Here is a 17,817-nt window from a genome sequence, read left to right on the forward strand (position 1 = left end):
ATTTAAATTGAAGATATGAAAACTATAGGTAAAATAATCTCTTTGGGAGTATTGGCCGCTATGATCGTCGGCTGTGAGGACCTGAAATTCGGAAATAATTTTCTGGAGAAACCAGTAAGTGACGAGGTATCACTTGACACCGTTTTTTCGTCTAAAAAATATGCAGATCAGGCTTTGAACCAATTCTATAAGACTTTGCCCGATTATCTGCCTGCTTCACAAGGTTATCATTACGAGGCTCTTATACTGGATGTCTTTTCTGATATAGGATATACATCACGTTTGTCTTGGAATCATGGTTCTATTACAGCTGCGGATAAAGGAAGTAAATTCCCCTATCAATTGTCTAACGGTAATGTGACAGGTGATCCGACATTTGGAATAAGAAAGGCTTATATCTATCTTGAGAATGTAGATAAAGTTCCGGATATGTCTGATGAAGAAAAGAGGGTACGTAAAGCAGAGGCTAAAGTAGTAATAGCCTATCATTATACAGATATGATTCGTTATTATGGAGGTATGCCGTGGATTGATCATGCCTATAAAGCTGATGAAACATTTTTATTCCCTCGTTTGACACTGGAAGAAACGGTCTCAAGAACAGTGGAACTGTTAGACGAAGCGGCTAAAGACTTGCCGTGGTATACAACGGATGCGGAGTATGGACACATGACAGCTGCTGTTGCTAAAGCGTTGAAGTTCCGTTTACTGACTTTTGTTGCCAGTCCGTTGTTTAATAATACAGAAGCTTATTATGAAGGACAGGCTTCTACAGATCATTTGGCTTGGTATGGAGATTACCAGGAGAGTCGCTGGATGGCTGCATTGGAAGCCGGTAGGGAATTTTTACGGCTGAATAAACAAAATGGAGATTATTATCGGATAGAGAATACCGGTGATCCGCGCGAAGATTATGTGAACGGTTATTTCACAAAAGGAAACCGGGAAGTAGTGATGGCTTCTTTCCGTTGGGGATTTTATACTGCCAGTAATAAGGCTTATCGTATGTATGATCAAGGATATGGGATGCCTCGCAGTAGTCATGCCGATATGTTTTTATGGAAAGATGGTTCTAAATTTGACTGGAATAATCCGGAACATCGAGCACATCCATTTTTTGATGAAGCGGGTAAACCGACTCGTGATATTCGTTTGTATGAGACCCTGATTGTAAATGAAGATAAATGGCAGGGAAGAAAAGCGGAGGTCTATATCGGAGGGCGTGAAGGATATGGAACCGGATCCAATGTGGGAAGTAAGACCCAGTTTGGTTATGGATTTCGAAAATTCATTCGTGATAAAAAAAATGAAATGGATAAGAAACCCTATTCTTGTCCTCTTGTACGCATGCCTGAAATTTATTTAAGTATGGCCGAAGTTATGAATCAGTTAGGACAAGCTTCTACAGATGATGAATTCGGTATGGATGCGTATGATTATCTGAATTTGGTACATACACGTGCCGGATTGCCTGAGGTCTTGGCGAGTGAGGTTCCGATGGGAGAGCCTTTGTTAAACTATTTGTTGGATGAACGTGCCCGTGAATTTGGTCAGGAGGATATACGTCATCATGATATGAGACGTTATCGGAAAGGAGCCGAGTGGGCAACACGTCCTTTGGAGATACTGGAAACGAGAAAGGTTGGAAATAATTTTGAATATGCCATCAGCATCCGTAATGATATCAAATATCTCTGGTATGATCATTGGTATTTGTTACCATTTCCAGTAACAGAAATCAATAAGAAATATGGTCTAATTCAGAATCCCGGTTGGGAATAAAAATTAATGAATAAACGAAAGATTATGAAGAAATTTCTATATACAATAGGATTAGCACTTACTTGTTCATTGGGTATGATGGCACAAACGGTGAATGGAGTAGTGAAAGATATCCATGGGAAACCGCTTCCCGGAGTAAAAGTATCTCGGGTAGGTGAAATGAGGAACAATAGCGTGACTGATAATAACGGTGTGTTTGCACTGGATCTGGAAAAGGGAGACTATATAGAACTGAACTATGCCGATGTAGTAATGAAACGGGTAAGGGTAGACGGAGAGTCACTCACCATAGTTCTGGACTCAAAGAAAGATGCTGTAGTAGATTTAGGATTTGTGAGACGTACTGAAGAGACACAAACCCAATCGGTATCTACCATTTATGCTGATCAGCTGGAAAAGTCTTCAACTTCCATGTATAAAGTGAATAACTCATTGTTCGGTTTGCTTTCCGGATTGCATTTGTCACAGAATGTAGGATGGCATGCCAATGCTGATATGCGTGTTCGTGGACAAGGAGGACTGAACGGTGCTGCTCCACTTATTTTAGTGGATGGTTTCCGCCGTGCACTCGATCATTCTATTCTTGAAGAAATAGAATCGGTACAGGTTTTGAAAGATGGTGCAGCTACTGCACTTTACGGAGCTAGGGCTGCCAATGGTGTGATTTTGGTAAACACGAAACGAGGTGCCTATAATTCATTCGATATAGATGTGAATTATCGTCACGGTTTCAACTTACCGATTAATCAACCGGAGATGGCAGATGCCTATACGTATGCTATGGCGCAGAATGAAGCGTTATATTATGACGGACTTCCTTTACAATACACATCTACACAACTGGAGATGTTCAAAAATGGGTCTAATCCTCTTTACTATCCCAATGTGGATTGGGTGAAAGAAGGTATGCGTGACATGAGCGAAAATAATCAGTTTAATCTGGTGGTACGTGGTGGAGGAAAACGTGCGCGTTATCTGGCTATGCTTGATTACAAAAACGAGTTCGGATTGCTGAATGAAAATTATACGCATTATTCTGAACGTTATAACTCACAGATCCGTGAATATGATTTGTCTTTACGTATGAATTTAGATGTGGACATTACAGAAAGTACAAAAGTAAAGTTCGATTTATTCGGTGTGATTACTGAAGATAAGCGCCCCAATACGGGAATAGATGCTATTTTCCAAAATCTATATAAGGTCCCGGCCACTGCTTTCCCAATAAAGACCATCAATAATAATTGGGGAAGTAATACCATCTTTAAGATGAATCCGATTGCAGCTATTGCCGATGTTGGCTACGTTCAACAAAACCGTCGTTTGCTGTATGGTGATATGCGGTTGACACAGGATTTTTCCATGTTCCTTAAAGGCTTGAGTGCAGAACTGGCTGTGGGTTATGATAATTCGGCTGTATTTGAGGAGATAGGTAGTAAGAGTTATATGTATGAGGTAAGTTACTTAGCAGACAACGGGTTACCGGTGAGTCAAACGTATGGAACGAATACTACCATGCAAATATCTTCTTCCAAACTGAGTAGCCAGATACTTCGTCATAGCGTGGAGGCTAAATTGAACTATGATCGTGCATTTGGTAGTCATCAGGTAGCTGCGGCTGTCGTATATCGTCAGGATGGAGAAGATGGCCTGGAAAGGAACGCTTCTTATTATCGCCAGAATGTAATGGGTGTTTTAGGTTATAATTATAACAATCGTTACATGGTGGATTTTGTAGGTAATTATTATGGGACGAGTATTCTGTTGAAAGGCGATAAGTTCCGTTTTTATCCGGCTGTGTCTGCGGGATGGAACCTGGCTAATGAAGCATTCTTACAGGATGTATCTTATTTAGATTTGTTGAAGTTGCGTGCTTCGTGGGGTAAATCGGCTATTGATAATTTAAGTTACGGACTTGGTAATCATTTCTGGACCGGAAGTGGAAAGTATCCTTTTGGGGATGGTATGACTGATGTTAATGGTTTAAGAGAACAGAAGTTACCGATACGCCAATTAAATCTGGAAACAGCTACCAAATACAATATAGGTGTAGATGTACGTCTCTGGAACAATTTGACTGCCACCGCAGAATATTATTACGACCATCGTACGGATATCTTATGTTCTAATAATAAGGTTTCTTCCATACTGGGTATCACGGCTCCTCAACAGAATATAGGTGAGGTAAAGAGTCAGGGTATTGAATTGAGTCTGGGGTGGAACGATCAGATTAAAGACTTTAAATATTACGCAAATGCCAATTGGGCTTGGAATGGTAGTGAAGTCATTGAAAATGGACAAGCTTACCAACCATACGATTATTTGTATACCAAAGGACATAAAGTAGGACAATTGTTCGGTTTGGAAGCTATCGGGTATTTCCGTGATGAGAAAGATATTACCGATAGTCCGGAGCAGACTTTCTCTACAGTACGTCCGGGTGATATCAAATATAAAGATCAAAACGGTGACAATAGAATCGATAGTGAAGACCGGGTAGCCATTGGTAAATCAACAGCTGTTCCCGAAATGGTTTACGGTTTGAACTTGGGTTTCGAGTACAGAGGTATCGGAATTGATATGGTATTCAATGGTATCAGTGGACTTACCAAACAGTTGAATGTTGCCAATGTACACCGGCCGCTTCGTAATGGTAATACGAACATTGCTACCTGGTATCTGAAGGATAAAGTACGCTGGACAGAACAGACTAAGGATATTGCCAATCTTCCACGCCTCTCCACATTATCCAATGAAAACAACTATCAGGCAAGTACTCAATGGATAGCCGACGGTTCGTTCTTTAAGCTCCGTACGCTGAATGTACACTACACATTGCCTCAGAAGTGGTCGCAAAAGATGAAGATGGATAAATTCCAAGTTTATGCAAGAGCCGAAAATGTATTCTCTATTGACAAGATTGACTATTTCAATTGTGAGGATATCGCTTTGGGATATCCCGATCTGTTTACGGTATATGTCGGTTTGAATATTAATTTCTAAAAAGGAAAAATTATGTGGAATATAAAGAAATATATGATAGTGGCTTGTACCTTGCTTTCTGTCAGCGGGTGTGATTACCTGGGATTTGATGAAACCACAGGTAAGACAAAAGAAGAAGCTTATAGCTATTATGATAATATGAACCAGATGGTTTCTTACGTATATACTTTTTTACCGATGGACTTGGGACAGATTGATGATGCCATGATAGAGTCGGGTACGGATAATTCAGTATATACCTGGGAGAATAATGATATCTATTATTTTACTAATGGCGTTTGGAGTCCCTTGAAAAGAGTGGATGACGGATGGAATTTCTGGACTGCTATCCGTAGTGCCAACTCTTTCCTTGAGAATTTTGATATTGAAGCGTTGAAGCGTTTCGAGTATAATGACAATTATGATGAAATTATTGGAAAGGCTGAAAAGTTTCCCTATGAGATACGTTTCTTGAGAGCTTTTTATTTATTTGAATTAGCTAAGCGTTATGGGGATATTCCGTTGATAACCCGCACTTACAATGAAGATGAAATAAATTCCGTAGAAAAGACTCCTTTTTCCGAGGTCATTGATTTCATAGCACAAGAGTGTTCGGAAATAGCTCCGGAGCTTCCGATAAACCAGGCTGATTTCTGGGGTGACACCGGACGTGCTACTCGTGGAGCTGCATTGGCATTAAAGTCAAGGGCACTACTTTATGCTGCCAGTCCGTTACATAATTCGAATAATGATTTAACCAAATGGGAAAAAGCTGCTGAGGCTGCCGCTGAAGTGATAGGTCTGAATGCATATTCGCTGCCCAAAATAGGAAACGATCCATTATACTCGAATACGGGAGGTAATGGTGTACTGAAGTCAAAACAGCTGATTCTTGAACGTCGCAACGCTGCTAAAGAGAACTCCTTTGAAGCCCGTAATGAACCAATGGGATATGAAGGTGCGAAAGGTGGAAATACTCCGACACAGAACCTGGTGGATACCTACGAAATGAAAGATGGTACTACTTTTGACTGGAATAATCCTGTGCACGTAGCTAATATGTATTATGATGCCGCTGGAAAACAGACACGTGACCCGCGTCTGTACTTGAATGTATTGACTAACGGTACTACCTGGCTGAAAGAAAAGGTAGAAACTTTTAAGGGAGGTAAACATAATATTTTGGATGGCTCTACTAAAACCGGTTATTATCTTCGTAAATATATGAATCCGTCTGTATCGCTTGATCCGGATAAACCCAACAAACTGGAACATCATTATATCTTGTTCCGCTATGCGGAAATCCTGTTGAATTATGCTGAAGCGTTGAATGCATGTAAAGGGCCGGATGCCACTACCGAAAAGTGTACGTTGACAGCACGTCAGGCTTTGAATATGGTACGCGAATCTGCCGGAATGAAAGCGGTGGATGAAACAGGAGAAGCCTTTACTGCCAAAGTTCGTAACGAACGTCGTGTTGAGCTGGCTTTTGAAGGACATCGTTTCTATGATATCCGTCGTTGGAAGATTGCCGGTCAGGATGATGTAAGAAATATATATGGAGTGGAAATCACTAAAGCCGGAGATACTTTTAACTACAAGAAGGTACTGATACAAAAAGCATATTGGAATGATAAGATGTATTTGTTCCCCTTCCCGCAGAATGAAGTGTATATGAATCCGAATTTGAAACAAAACCCCGGTTGGAATGAATAATAATAATTGAATGATTATGAATACAAAATTACTATATAATCTAATCATCACTTTATTCGGATTGTCAATCTTGGCAGCCTGTAGTGATGACAAAGAGATATTCTTTAATGATGTAATTGGTGAAGAAACCGTGGATAGGGTACATCCTAACGATCGTGATAAACCTTATCCGAGAGAGGAACATACTCTTTACCTGAATCCTACACCGCTTATTGTACCTGCGAATGCGAAGAAAGAAACCGAGTTTATGGAATTCGAGCTTTCCCGGAATGAGAATTTCCCCGAAGAAGGAACCTATCGTTCGGGCAAAGTATCCTGGTATATGTATAATATTCATAAGCAGATGGAAACTGGTGTCTGGTATTGGCGTTTCCGCATAGTGGACGCTAACGATAAAACCGGTCCTTGGAGTGTAGTGAATAAGTTTACGGTGACAGGTGAAGAACCTGTCTTCGTAACACCGGAATGGGCTGTGTGTAAACAGAACATTCCGACAACCTTTCCGTTTATCAACTGCTTTATCCAGGCTGATATTGATAAGGTGAGTCCGATTGATGCTTCACACATTGAATATCGTAGTATGATTAGCAGGGCTAACGGAAAATTGAAAGATATTGTTCTTCCGGCCGATAACCCGTATAACTATAATATGGAAGATCTGGGTAATGATGTGAATTATATATTGAATACGGCATATCAGTTAACCAAGGAACAGAAATACTTCGATAAGATTATTCAACTTGGAAAACAGATGATTAATTACGATGTGAAGGATAATGTCTTGTTCTCCGAGAATTTCTTTTCAGCAGGTGTAATCAGTGCTTTGAGCGTTTTCTATGAGTTAGGGCAAGATGTGCTGACGGAAGATGAGAAGACGAAAACAGAAGAACTGATGATACGTATTCTGGAACATTATTATGAAAGTTTCTTGGGTAGAATTGAAAATCATATATTCGAAAATCATACCTGGCAGATTGTGTTGCGTGCTATGGTACAAGGTGCATTGACCATTTGCAATGAATATCCCGAAGCCATGAAGTTCCTGGAGTATAGTTATGAATTATGGACGGCTCGTGCCCCGGCATCCGGTTTCAACCGTGATGGAACATGGCACAACGGTGCAAGTTATTTCAAAACCAATCAATATACACTTTACTATATGCCTATGCTGTTTACCCATCTTACAGGGACTAATTTTCTGGAGCATCCGTGGTATAAGGCTGCCGGAAAGGCAATGATATATAGTAACCTCCCAGGAACGGAAATGACCAGCTTCGGTGATGGGGTAGAAAAGAGAGGAGCGCCTGACAGGGGTAGATTGGCTTTCGCAGACTTTATTGCCCGTGAAACCGGAGATTCTTATGCCGCTTGGTATGTAAAGGAATGCGGAAATACCGTCCATGACGACTATTCCATGCGTCTTTATCGTATTGCGCGTGAGCATATCTCTTATGGTGGAAAGGAACTTACGGCAAATGATTTTGAGAATTATTTGTGGAATAAGGATACCGGAGAAGGAGTTGCTTTCTCTGATATGGTTGAAAGGAGTAGCAATCTGTCGTTGGCTTTCCGTTCCAGTCCGTTCGGCTCGGGCAGTCATACGCTGGCCGACCAGAATAGCTTCAAGCTTTTTTATAAAGGGCGTCCTGTATATGTAAATGCCGGTTATTATCAAAGCTTCAATGATGCGCACAGTCTGTTGCAATATCGTAATACTCGCGGACATAATACCATTATGATTAATAATATCGGTCAGCCTTTTACTACTAGAGCATACGGTAATCTGGAACGTGGTCTGAATGGAACTAATCTGGCATACTTCTTGGGTGATGCTTCTCAAGCTTATTGTGGTGTATCGGAATATTCGATGTGGCAGGATGCTTTTAGCAAAGCAGGTATCTCGCAAACGCCGGAATATGGATTTAGAGAAACCCCATTGAATAATTACAAACGGCACATTTTCATGCTTCGTCCCAATAAAGTCGTGATTTACGATGATTTGGGAGCTGACGAACCGGCTACCTGGCAATGGTTACTACATAGCCCGGTGGAATTTCATGTAGCTGGCAATAAGGTAACAACGAACTATACAACCACGGATAAAGGTAATTTTACAGCTGTGGCACAAATTTATTGCGAACAGATACCTACTATTACTACCACGAAAGATTGGTTCCCGGGTGGAGAACCTACCTCTCCAGCCGATGTTGCGAAACAGTGGCATCTGACTGCTGACTTTGAAGCAAGCATGAACAATAAAATTCTCACGATCATACAATTGAGTGATAATGGTCAGGTAGAGGATGTGTGGCAGGTAAATAATCGTTTCACATTGGGTGATTGGATTGTGGAGGCCGAAATGGCAGCGGATAAACCGGCAACTATTAAGATATCCAATAAGACCACCGGTACTGTCTTCGATTATGGTTCTGTAGAGTTACAATTAGATGGGGTTCCTTATCAGCGTCAGCAAGAAAACTCATCTGTATTGTATGATGATGTATTTGGAATGCTGCAAGTACAAGAGTGCATCACTAAACCTGTACAGACTACAAGAAGTGTTAGATAAATATAGTCAGGAGAACAACTCTGTTCTCAGTGTAGGATATAAAAAAAGAAGATATGAAAAAAGTATATTATATAATTACCTTGATGTTTGCCGTACTGTTGGTTTCGTGTGCCAACAACGAATTGGCGAACACCGGGAATGAAAAGGATGATCGTGTCAGTATCTCTGCCGAGATACCGGGTGGTGTAGCGGATACCCGTGCACAAATTACAGTACCTTCTACTCATCAATTACGTAGTATTATTGAAGTCTGGAGCAAGGAAGATCGTCCTGAACTGAAATATCGTAATGAAGTAGTGGTAGATGGCGGAACGACTCCTAATTTTGACTTTGCTTTGTCACCGGGAGATTACACTTGTTTGGTTTGGACTGATTTCATAAAGAAAGATGCTGTTGTTGCAGATGTCACTACAGATAATGATATTACTTATAAGCATTTTGAGGATTTCTGTTACGACACGTCCGATTTACATAATGTTTTCATTAAAGACGAAAAGGGAACTACGTTGTTTGATACTGACCTTTGCGATGGTTTTTTTGCCAATCTTGAACTGGAAAAGAGTATGAATCCCATTTCTCGGGTAGTGAAACTGGTTCGTCCCTTTGCTCAGTTGATTGTGAAGGAAAAGAATGCCGGTAAGTTTGCCGCTTTAAAAAGCATGCAAGTGAACTATGAAATGTCCAAAGGCTTTAATGTAGCGACTGGAGAACCTGTTGCCGGCATGATGACGGCTGTATATGCCAAAAGTTTCCAAACCGGAGATGACTCACGTGTCCTTTTCACAAGTTATCTATTCACTCCTTCTACCGGATTGGCATTGGGGGCAACTACACTTTCATTGACTACGACAAGTAAGACTACCAATGAAATTCCGTCGGGAAGTATTAATTTAGTAAGAAACCAGCGTATGACGGCGAGTGGTAATCTGATTTCCGGTGAGGGGGTGGATCCTGATCCTGAACCTGAGCCTTCTCGTGATCCGTTAGTAGGAGATTATTTCTTTAAGAATGGTACATGGGGTGACGAACTGACGGATGAAAATAAGGATGATTGCATCGGGCTTGTTTATGCCGTTGGTCCGCAGACCGGTGATGATATTTCCAATTATCCGGATAGCGATGGCAAGAGTATCAAGGGATATGTGGTAGCATTGAAACCGTTGGAACCCACTGAAGAATTTATACAAAACATACATAAACTTTCCAGCCGTTTATATTTGTATAATAAAGACAATAAGATAGCTCTACCTACTCCTGAAAAGAAAAATGACATTGTGAACCACAATGGTTATGCAATGACTCAAAAGCTTTTGTCGTTTGATTTGTTCAAGGCACACCTCGATGACGAGACTTATCCGGCATTGCAGTGCTTTTATACTTGGCTGAACGGGAGTGAAGTCGTTAAACCGGCACGCTATGCCAGTGAGTGGTATATTCCTTCTGCACGTCAGATATTGGACATTATAGGCGGCAGTTATGGATTTGCTGCAAGAAGTGATGTTAAACTGGAAGCAATGGAAAAGAATGCATTGGCAACTTCATTGACTAGGACCATTGATTTAGGGATAGGAAGTTCTATCGGTGGTAATGGATACAATATGTTCAACTCTTCTCTGAATCAGAATGATATACCTGAACCTGTGACTATACAAGTGAACAAAGAAGCAGACAAGGCAACGAAAGGTGGGCTGAATACGGTTAAGTACGGTAGAGAGAATGTTGCCGGTTATGTCCGTCCTGTCTTGACAATCATTAAATAACACTGACTAAAAGAAAGAATAATATGAAAAAGAATATTCTATATATGATACTTTTCTGCTGCATGGGACTCTTGTCGGTAGCCTGCAGCGATGACGAGGATTCATCCGGTGTCAAAGGTAATCAGGTGCGTATTTCCGCTTTACTGCCGGAAGGTATTTCCACGGAACAGCCTGGAAATATCGACGGACATAAGTTACGTTACATTCTGGAAATACGTACCCGGGGAGGAGCTTCTAAAGTCCTCCGTAAAGAATTGGCAGTAGAACCTACTGCCGAGGTTAAGAATGGTTTGTTTGACATTACGTTGGATGCAGGTACATACGATTGTGTAATCTGGGCTGATTACGTTGACGCTGCCACTGTCGCAGGCGATGACAAACTTTTTACCGATAAGTATTATGATACTTCCAATTTGGAAAATGTTCGGGTGAAAGATGCGAACAGTCTGATCAACAATGATGCATCGGATGCTTTTTATTATAGTGGTGAGCTCAGCAAAGGTGATGAGAACCTTGTACTGGAGTTGAATTTAGTTCGCCCTTTTACAAAGGTGAGTGTATTGGAAAAGAATTTGCGCGAGTTCAAAAAATTGCTGGGTCTAGAGGCTTCTTTCAAAGCTCCGTTGGCATTTAATGCCGCAACAGGTATAGCTGCCACTGAAGAAACCGTGCTGAGTATCGGTATGCCGACTTTCAATCCGGCTGATACCCCTGACGGTACTTTATTCTCCGCCTATATCTTTTCCAATACAGAGAGCCGCAATATGGATGCTATTCAATTGACCTTTACTACCAAAGAAGGTACGAAAGACGTGGCTGTTCCGGCAGGACTGGTACCGTTGTTGCGTGGACAGCATGTCAAGGTTAGCGGTAACATGATGGCGGAGACTCCACCCGATAATACAGATTTCGATATTACTTTCGATATTGATGTAGAAGAGTGGTCTTCGGCGACAGTAGATGTGGAATTGAAACCTATACAGGTAAAAGTAGGAGATTTCTTCTTTAAAGATGGTACGTATGGAAATAAATTGACGGATGAAAACAAGGGAGACTGTGTTGGAATTGTCTATGCCGTTGGCCCGCAACCAGGAGATGATATTACAAATTATCCGAATAGCGAAGGGAAGAACATTGAGGGATATGTGGTATCATTGAAACCGTTGGAGCCCACTGAGGAATTTATACAGAGTGAACATAAACTTTCCGGTCGTCTGTACTTATATGATTTGAAGAACAAGATAGCCTTGCCTGCGCCTGAAACGAAAAATGACATTGTAAACCACAATGGTTATGCTATGACTCAAAAACTTTTGTCGTTTGATTTGTTCAAGGCCCACCTCGATGACGAGACTTATCCGGCATTGCAGTGCTTCTATGCTTGGTTGAACGGGAATGAGGTTGTTAAACCGACAAGTAATGCCAGTGAGTGGTATATTCCTTCTGCACGTCAGATATTGGACATTATAGGTGGTAGTTATGGATTTGCTGCAAGAAGTGATGTTAAACTGGAAGCGATGGAGAAGACAGAGTTGGCCGCTTCATTGGCTAAAGCCATTGAACTCGGGATAGGAAGTTCTATCGGTGGTAATGGATACAATATGTTCAACTCCTCCCTCAACCAGAATAGTTTGCCCGAACCTGTGACTATACAAGTGAACAAAGAAGCAGATAAGGCGACGAAAGGTGGATTGAATACGGTTAAGTACAATAGAGAGAATGTTGCCGGTTACGTCCGTCCTGTCTTGACAATCATTAAGTGAGACTAAGATAAAAGGCTGTTTTTAGGATAATTTAGGTTTAAGAGAGAGCCCCGGAGAATGTTAAAGTTCTTCCGGGGCTCTTTATGATTTTGATTAAAACTGTGTGTACCCATATCATGAAGCCGTTTTACAACTTCGTCTCTCCTTCAATGAATTCTTCCAGGAAAAGGTTCTCGCCATCAAACACGGCATATGAGAAATAATTAATCCAATCGCCTAAAATAATGACACGGGCTGTAGCACTCAGCATCAAGTCCAGTTCTATATGTCGGTGCCCATAAATGAAGAAATTGATATTCGGGTGGCTTTTCAGATATTCCTTTGTGTAGAGTACCAGATGTTCATTATTCTCGCCCATGTACTCCGGTTCTTTGCCATTCACGCGTTTCAGGCGGCTGTGCTTTGCCCATGTCAATCCCAATTCCACACTCCAGCGGGGGTGTAGGGCTGAAAACAAGGTTTGAAGCGAATGGCTGTGGAACATGGCACGCAAAAGCTTGAATTTTTTGTCCGGGTCGCCCAAACCGTCTCCGTGCGCCAGATAGAACTCCTTTCCGTATATCTCTGTGGTAAGTGCTTCCCGATGGATGATGACACCACACTCTTTAGTCAAGTAATCGCCGCACCAGATGTCGTGATTGCCTGTGAAAAAGTGTACTTCCACCCCCATATCCGTCAGTTCGGACAGCTTTCCGAGGAACCGGGTATACCCTTTGGGCACTACTGTGCGGAATTCATACCAGAAATCAAACATATCTCCCAACAGATATACGGCAGAAGCCTTGTGCTTGATACTATCCAGAAAGTTGACTAACCGGCGTTCTTGTGTCCGTCCGTGTTCAATGGCACGTGAGCCCAGATGGGCGTCTGAAAGGAAATATACGTTCTTCATTTATCAACTATCCGTTATCAATTATTTAAAGAAACCCGAGCTCCAATTTAGCTTCCTCGCTCATCATATCTTTGTCCCATTCGGGCTCGAATACCAGATTGATGGTAGCTGAGGTTACTCCATCAATCGATTCGACTTTTTGGCGGACATCCTCCATGATAAAATCTGCTGCCGGACAATTGGGGGCGGTCAGCGTCATATCTATATTAGCGTCTCCGTTGTCGGAAACATCAATTTTATAGATGAGTCCCAAGTCGTAGACGTTTACCGGTATTTCAGGATCGTATACGGTCTTGAGCATGGATACGATTTTTTCTTCTATTTCAAATTTGGTCATATTCGTACGGTTTCTTGGTTTAGCGTAGCAAATCTAAAGATTTTAATTGAAACGGCAATAACTTAAAGTGATAATATCCCTTCATCGTTGAAACTGTAATATCTGCCGTCTGTAATGATAACATGGTCAATGAGCCGTATGTTCATGGTTTGAGCCCCTTTTTGTACGAGTTGTGTCAACCGCTTATCCTCTTGGCTGGGTTGCGGATTACCCGAGGGATGATTGTGTATAAGCGACAGCTGTGTGGCACGTTGCAGCAAAGCTTCACGCAGTATGCTTCGCACATCGGCTGTGGTCTGGTCTATACCACCCCGGCTGATACGGATTTTATCAATCACCCGTGCTGCTTGGTTCAGCAGTAATATCCAGAATTCTTCCTGTGCGAGATCACACATCAGCGGATGAAAGAGTTCGTAGATGTCTTGTGACGAACGGATAACTGGCCGTTCGGAATGTTCCTGCAACTTTCTTCGTTTACCCAGTTCCAGGGCTGCCATGATAGTGACGCTTTTTGCCGGTCCCAGTCCCTTGAAACGCGAGAAATCTCGTACTTCCCACTTTCCCAGTCGGTTTAAATCGTTGTTGCAACTGGCCAAAGTCCGTTGCATCAGGCTTACTGCGCTTTCCTCCGTATTACCTGAACCGATAAGTATGGCGAGCAGCTCCGCATCACTAAGTGCCTCGGCACCTTTTTGCATCATCTTTTCCCGGGGACGGTCTTCTGCTGCCCACTGGTTGATATTCAATTTGTTCATTGGTTCGTATTTCTTCTCCCCTCGTTCCCCTTACTTATAAAAGTTCTTCTTAAATGCTTCAAATTCGTCTTTCCCAAGCACACAGCGCTTCCACCAAGCTCTCCAGAACCCTGTCCCGTATCCGATAAGCTGTATGAAGGAAGCTGCAATCGAATAAACTCCGATACGAAAACTATGGTTTTGCAGGGTGGAGTCCAGGCAAACCAGCAGAGCGTATAAGACGATTGGTGTCAGGCTATACAGGCAGAGGGGTGTTCCCAGCAATAACAACACTACTCCCAGTGTAAATACGGCAGGCAGCAGATGAACGATTTTCAGTGATTCGGGATATTTCTTGTACAGGTTGATACGGGCTATTCCCGAGTTATGCACCTGTTTGAAAAACTTTTTCAAATCCGTCCGGCGCTTATGGTATACCCATGCGCCGGGAAACAACCGGCATTTATATCCTCCTTGGAAGATGCGGATGCTGAAGTCGATATCTTCTCCGAAACGCATTTTGGAGAAACCACCCAGTACGTCATACACTTGGCGGCGTACTCCCATATTGAAACTTCGCGGATAGAACTTGTCCATTTTCTTTTTCCCTCCGCGAATACCTCCCGTTGTAAAGAAAGAAGTCATGGAGTAGTTGATGGCTTTCTGTATATCCGTAAAGGAAGAATGCGCACGGTCCGGTCCGCCAAAAGCGTCGGCGGGCTCTCTTTGCAGTTCCTCTTCTACCGCCGCAAAATATCCTTCGGGCAAGATGCAGTCGGAGTCCAATATAATCAGATAATCCCCTTTACTCCGTTCCGCCCCATAGTTCCGTGTCTGTCCGGGACCGGAATTAGACTTGTTATAATAATGTATATCCAGCTCTCGCTGATATTGTGCTACGACTTCCTTGCAGGGAATGGAAGAACCGTCTTCTACAACAACTACCTCAAAGTCCTTGAAGCGTTGTACTGTCAAGCTTTCCAGCAGTTCGTTCACTTCATCAGGACGGTTATATACGGGGATAATGACGGAATATCTCATAACGTCTGTCTCAATTATTCTTTTTCAATGACAAAGATACATCTATTTATGCAATCCGTCTTTAATTCGGGTGAGTTATTCTTTTCAACTGCATACATTTGCTTTGCTTAAACAAACCTGTTGTTTAGAGTGGTAACGTTTATTGTTCCTGTCCGGCCCTTTGTTCTTTTCTGTTCAATCCTATGTTTTTTTCTATTCAATCTTGTAGCTCGTTGTCGGTTCACAGCAGTGAATAGATCGACTCACTATAGTGAACAGATCTGTTCATTACCGTGAATTGATCTATTCACTGCTGTGAGCCGACAATAAATTATAGGGTTAAGCCAAAGAAAGCTCAAGGCTGAACAAAAGAAAGCTTAGAGCAGAGTGGAAGTGAACAGATATCTTTCCGCTACATAAGGGGGAGGGAATACAAAAAGACAGCCTGTCCAAAGTATGAACAGGCTGTCTGTGTATGTAAAATGAAGGAATAAACTTCTTATGCCTTTACGCGGCCAACATAAGATCCGTCACGAGTATCGATTTCGATAGATTCGCCTTCGCTGATGAACAATGGAACACGTACGGTTGCACCGGATTCTACAGTGGCGGGTTTCAATGTGTTGGTTGCGGTATCACCCTTCAAGCCGGGCTCGGTATAAGTAATCTTCTGTACCACCTTTACAGGTACGTCAGCGTAAAGTACAGTTTCGGTAGTGGCGTCAGAAACCACATCTACGACCATACCTTCGAGCAGGAAATCAACACCGTTGATCAGATCGTGAGCGATAGGAATTTGATCGAAAGTTTCTTGGTTCATGAATTGGTAGTAGTCACCGTCATGGTAGAGGTATTGATGAGGACGGCGTTCCACGCGTACATCTTCCAGCTTTTCACCGATGTTGAAACGACGCTCGAGTACGTAACCGTTTACAACATCTTTCAGTTTGGTACGCATGAAAGTATTACCTTTTCCCGGTTTTACATGCAGGAAGTCAATGCAGAAATACAGCTTGCCATCCATGCGGATGCAAGTTCCGATTTTAATGTCTTGGGCATTAATCATAACTTTATAGTCTTTATATTATTGTAATTTATTAGTTTCCTGTCACTTCTTAGCGAGTGCAAAAGTAATGGAAATCGGTAAAAAACACAAAAACTTTTGAGATAAAATGAGTTATCTCTTGGTTATTTTAGAAAAAGTATCTATTTTTGCAGCCCGATTACGTGGAATAATAACATAAAACAAGATACAGTAATGAAAAGAACATTTCAACCCTCTAACAGAAAGAGAAAAAACAAACACGGATTCCGTGAGAGAATGGCAACAGCTAATGGTCGCAGAGTATTAGCAGCGCGTCGTGCTAAAGGCAGAAAGAAACTGACTGTTTCTGATGAATACAACGGAGTGAAGGCATAAGCCTCTTTCGTGTAATACAGAATAAGAGAGCCGTAAAAGACAAAATTTGTCTTTTACGGCTTTTCTTATAGCTGAAAATTGTATCTTTGCTCCCAAATACATGTAGATATGACTATAAAAGAGTTTTTTTCTTTTCGACAGAACAAATTCTTCTGGGTAAACATCATAGCGATGGTCATTGTTATCGGTGCATTATTGTGGGGTGCGCTGAAGGGAATAGACATATATACCCGTCATGGTGAGGCGGTAGTGGTACCTGATGTAAAAGGCATGGGGATAGGTGAAGCTGAGAAAATATTCCGTAACCGGGGATTGAGTTGTGTGGTTTCCGATTCGTCTTATGTCAAAAATCAACCTGCCGGTTGTATTCTGGAATACAATCCGGGTGCCGGACAGAAAGTGAAAGAAGGGCGCACTATCTATCTAACTATAAATACGCTTGACATCCCTTTGCAGGTGGTTCCCGATGTGGCGGACAACAGTTCGTTGCGTCAGGCGGAAGCCCGCATCCTTGCATCGGGTTTCAAACTGGATGAAATTCAGTATGTGGCAGGAGAGAAGGACTGGGTATATGGAGTGAAGTACAATGGCAGGCAGCTTGTTATCGGTGATAAAGTTCCTATGGGCGCTACTTTGACGTTGATGGTAGGCGATGGTGGTGAACTTCCGCAGGAGGCCGACTCTTTGGGTGTGGAGGGGTCTGGAAGTGCCGAAACTGTAACTTCATCTGAAGGCTCTGCCGCTGACGAATCCTGGTTTTGATCAGTGGATAGTTAGTTGAGGACCGATAGTTGATAGTGGATAATTGAGAATTGAAGTAATTTCGATCGTAAATTGTTAAC

13 protein-coding genes are annotated in these 17,817 nt (G+C 42.1%); 8 read left to right on the top strand and 5 right to left on the bottom strand.

The features are described from left to right. The first annotated feature begins 15 nt into the window (after window positions 1-15). Genes C1A09_RS03375 through C1A09_RS03400 form a run of 6 tightly spaced genes read left to right on the top strand, consistent with a single transcriptional unit; the run spans window position 16 to window position 12,572 of the window. Window positions 16-1,782, top strand: a complete 1,767-nt coding sequence (locus tag C1A09_RS03375) for a RagB/SusD family nutrient uptake outer membrane protein (RefSeq protein WP_101542298.1) — start codon at window positions 16-18, stop codon at window positions 1,780-1,782. 24 nt (window positions 1,783-1,806) lie between these two features. Beyond that, window positions 1,807-4,785, top strand: coding sequence for a SusC/RagA family TonB-linked outer membrane protein (locus C1A09_RS03380; RefSeq protein WP_101542299.1), 2,979 nt, complete (start codon window positions 1,807-1,809; stop codon window positions 4,783-4,785). A gap of 12 nt (window positions 4,786-4,797) precedes the next feature. Further along, a complete protein-coding gene (locus C1A09_RS03385) occupies window positions 4,798-6,480 on the top strand; it encodes a RagB/SusD family nutrient uptake outer membrane protein (RefSeq protein WP_101542300.1) in 1,683 nt (560 codons plus the stop codon). A gap of 16 nt (window positions 6,481-6,496) precedes the next feature. After that, complete coding sequence (locus C1A09_RS03390; protein WP_101542452.1) at window positions 6,497-9,049, top strand: DUF4962 domain-containing protein; 2,553 nt, start codon at window positions 6,497-6,499, stop codon at window positions 9,047-9,049. 53 nt (window positions 9,050-9,102) lie between these two features. Beyond that, window positions 9,103-10,809 (top strand): DUF6562 domain-containing protein, encoded by a 1,707-nt coding sequence (locus tag C1A09_RS03395; protein WP_101542301.1) that lies wholly within the window; start codon window positions 9,103-9,105, stop codon window positions 10,807-10,809. 23 nt (window positions 10,810-10,832) lie between these two features. Then, on the top strand, window positions 10,833-12,572 hold the full coding sequence (locus C1A09_RS03400; protein ID WP_145998966.1) for a DUF6562 domain-containing protein: 1,740 nt from the start codon (window positions 10,833-10,835) through the stop codon (window positions 12,570-12,572). 127 nt (window positions 12,573-12,699) lie between these two features. Here C1A09_RS03400 and C1A09_RS03405 read toward each other — a convergent pair whose 3' ends face one another. The 5 genes from C1A09_RS03405 to efp form a co-directional block, all read right to left on the bottom strand. Continuing rightward, the gene (locus tag C1A09_RS03405; RefSeq protein ID WP_101542303.1) at window positions 12,700-13,464 is read right to left on the bottom strand and encodes a UDP-2,3-diacylglucosamine diphosphatase; all 765 of its coding nucleotides are present in this window, start codon (window positions 13,462-13,464) and stop codon (window positions 12,700-12,702) included. Between the two features lie 25 nt (window positions 13,465-13,489). After that, window positions 13,490-13,801 (bottom strand): metal-sulfur cluster assembly factor, encoded by a 312-nt coding sequence (locus C1A09_RS03410; protein WP_101542304.1) that lies wholly within the window; start codon window positions 13,799-13,801, stop codon window positions 13,490-13,492. Between the two features lie 62 nt (window positions 13,802-13,863). Beyond that, entirely contained in the window at window positions 13,864-14,556 is a 693-nt protein-coding gene (gene radC, locus C1A09_RS03415; RefSeq protein WP_101542305.1) for a RadC family protein, read from the bottom strand. A 30-nt stretch (window positions 14,557-14,586) separates the two neighbouring features. Next, window positions 14,587-15,576, bottom strand: coding sequence for a glycosyltransferase family 2 protein (locus C1A09_RS03420; protein WP_101542306.1), 990 nt, complete (start codon window positions 15,574-15,576; stop codon window positions 14,587-14,589). Window positions 15,577-16,054: 478 nt separating this feature from the next. Beyond that, window positions 16,055-16,621 carry an elongation factor P gene (efp, locus tag C1A09_RS03425; RefSeq protein WP_101542307.1) on the bottom strand — a complete coding sequence of 189 codons (567 nt, stop codon included), beginning with the start codon at window positions 16,619-16,621 and terminating at the stop codon, window positions 16,055-16,057. A gap of 192 nt (window positions 16,622-16,813) precedes the next feature. Here efp and rpmH point away from each other — a divergent pair, with 192 nt between their 5' ends. Continuing rightward, on the top strand, window positions 16,814-16,975 hold the full coding sequence (rpmH, locus tag C1A09_RS03430; RefSeq protein ID WP_004292199.1) for a 50S ribosomal protein L34: 162 nt from the start codon (window positions 16,814-16,816) through the stop codon (window positions 16,973-16,975). Window positions 16,976-17,083: 108 nt separating this feature from the next. After that, window positions 17,084-17,737 carry a PASTA domain-containing protein gene (locus C1A09_RS03435; protein ID WP_101542308.1) on the top strand — a complete coding sequence of 218 codons (654 nt, stop codon included), beginning with the start codon at window positions 17,084-17,086 and terminating at the stop codon, window positions 17,735-17,737. Window positions 17,738-17,817: the final 80 nt, after the last annotated feature.

This window comes from Bacteroides cutis (assembly GCF_900241005.1).
Classification (GTDB): domain Bacteria; phylum Bacteroidota; class Bacteroidia; order Bacteroidales; family Bacteroidaceae; genus Bacteroides; species Bacteroides cutis.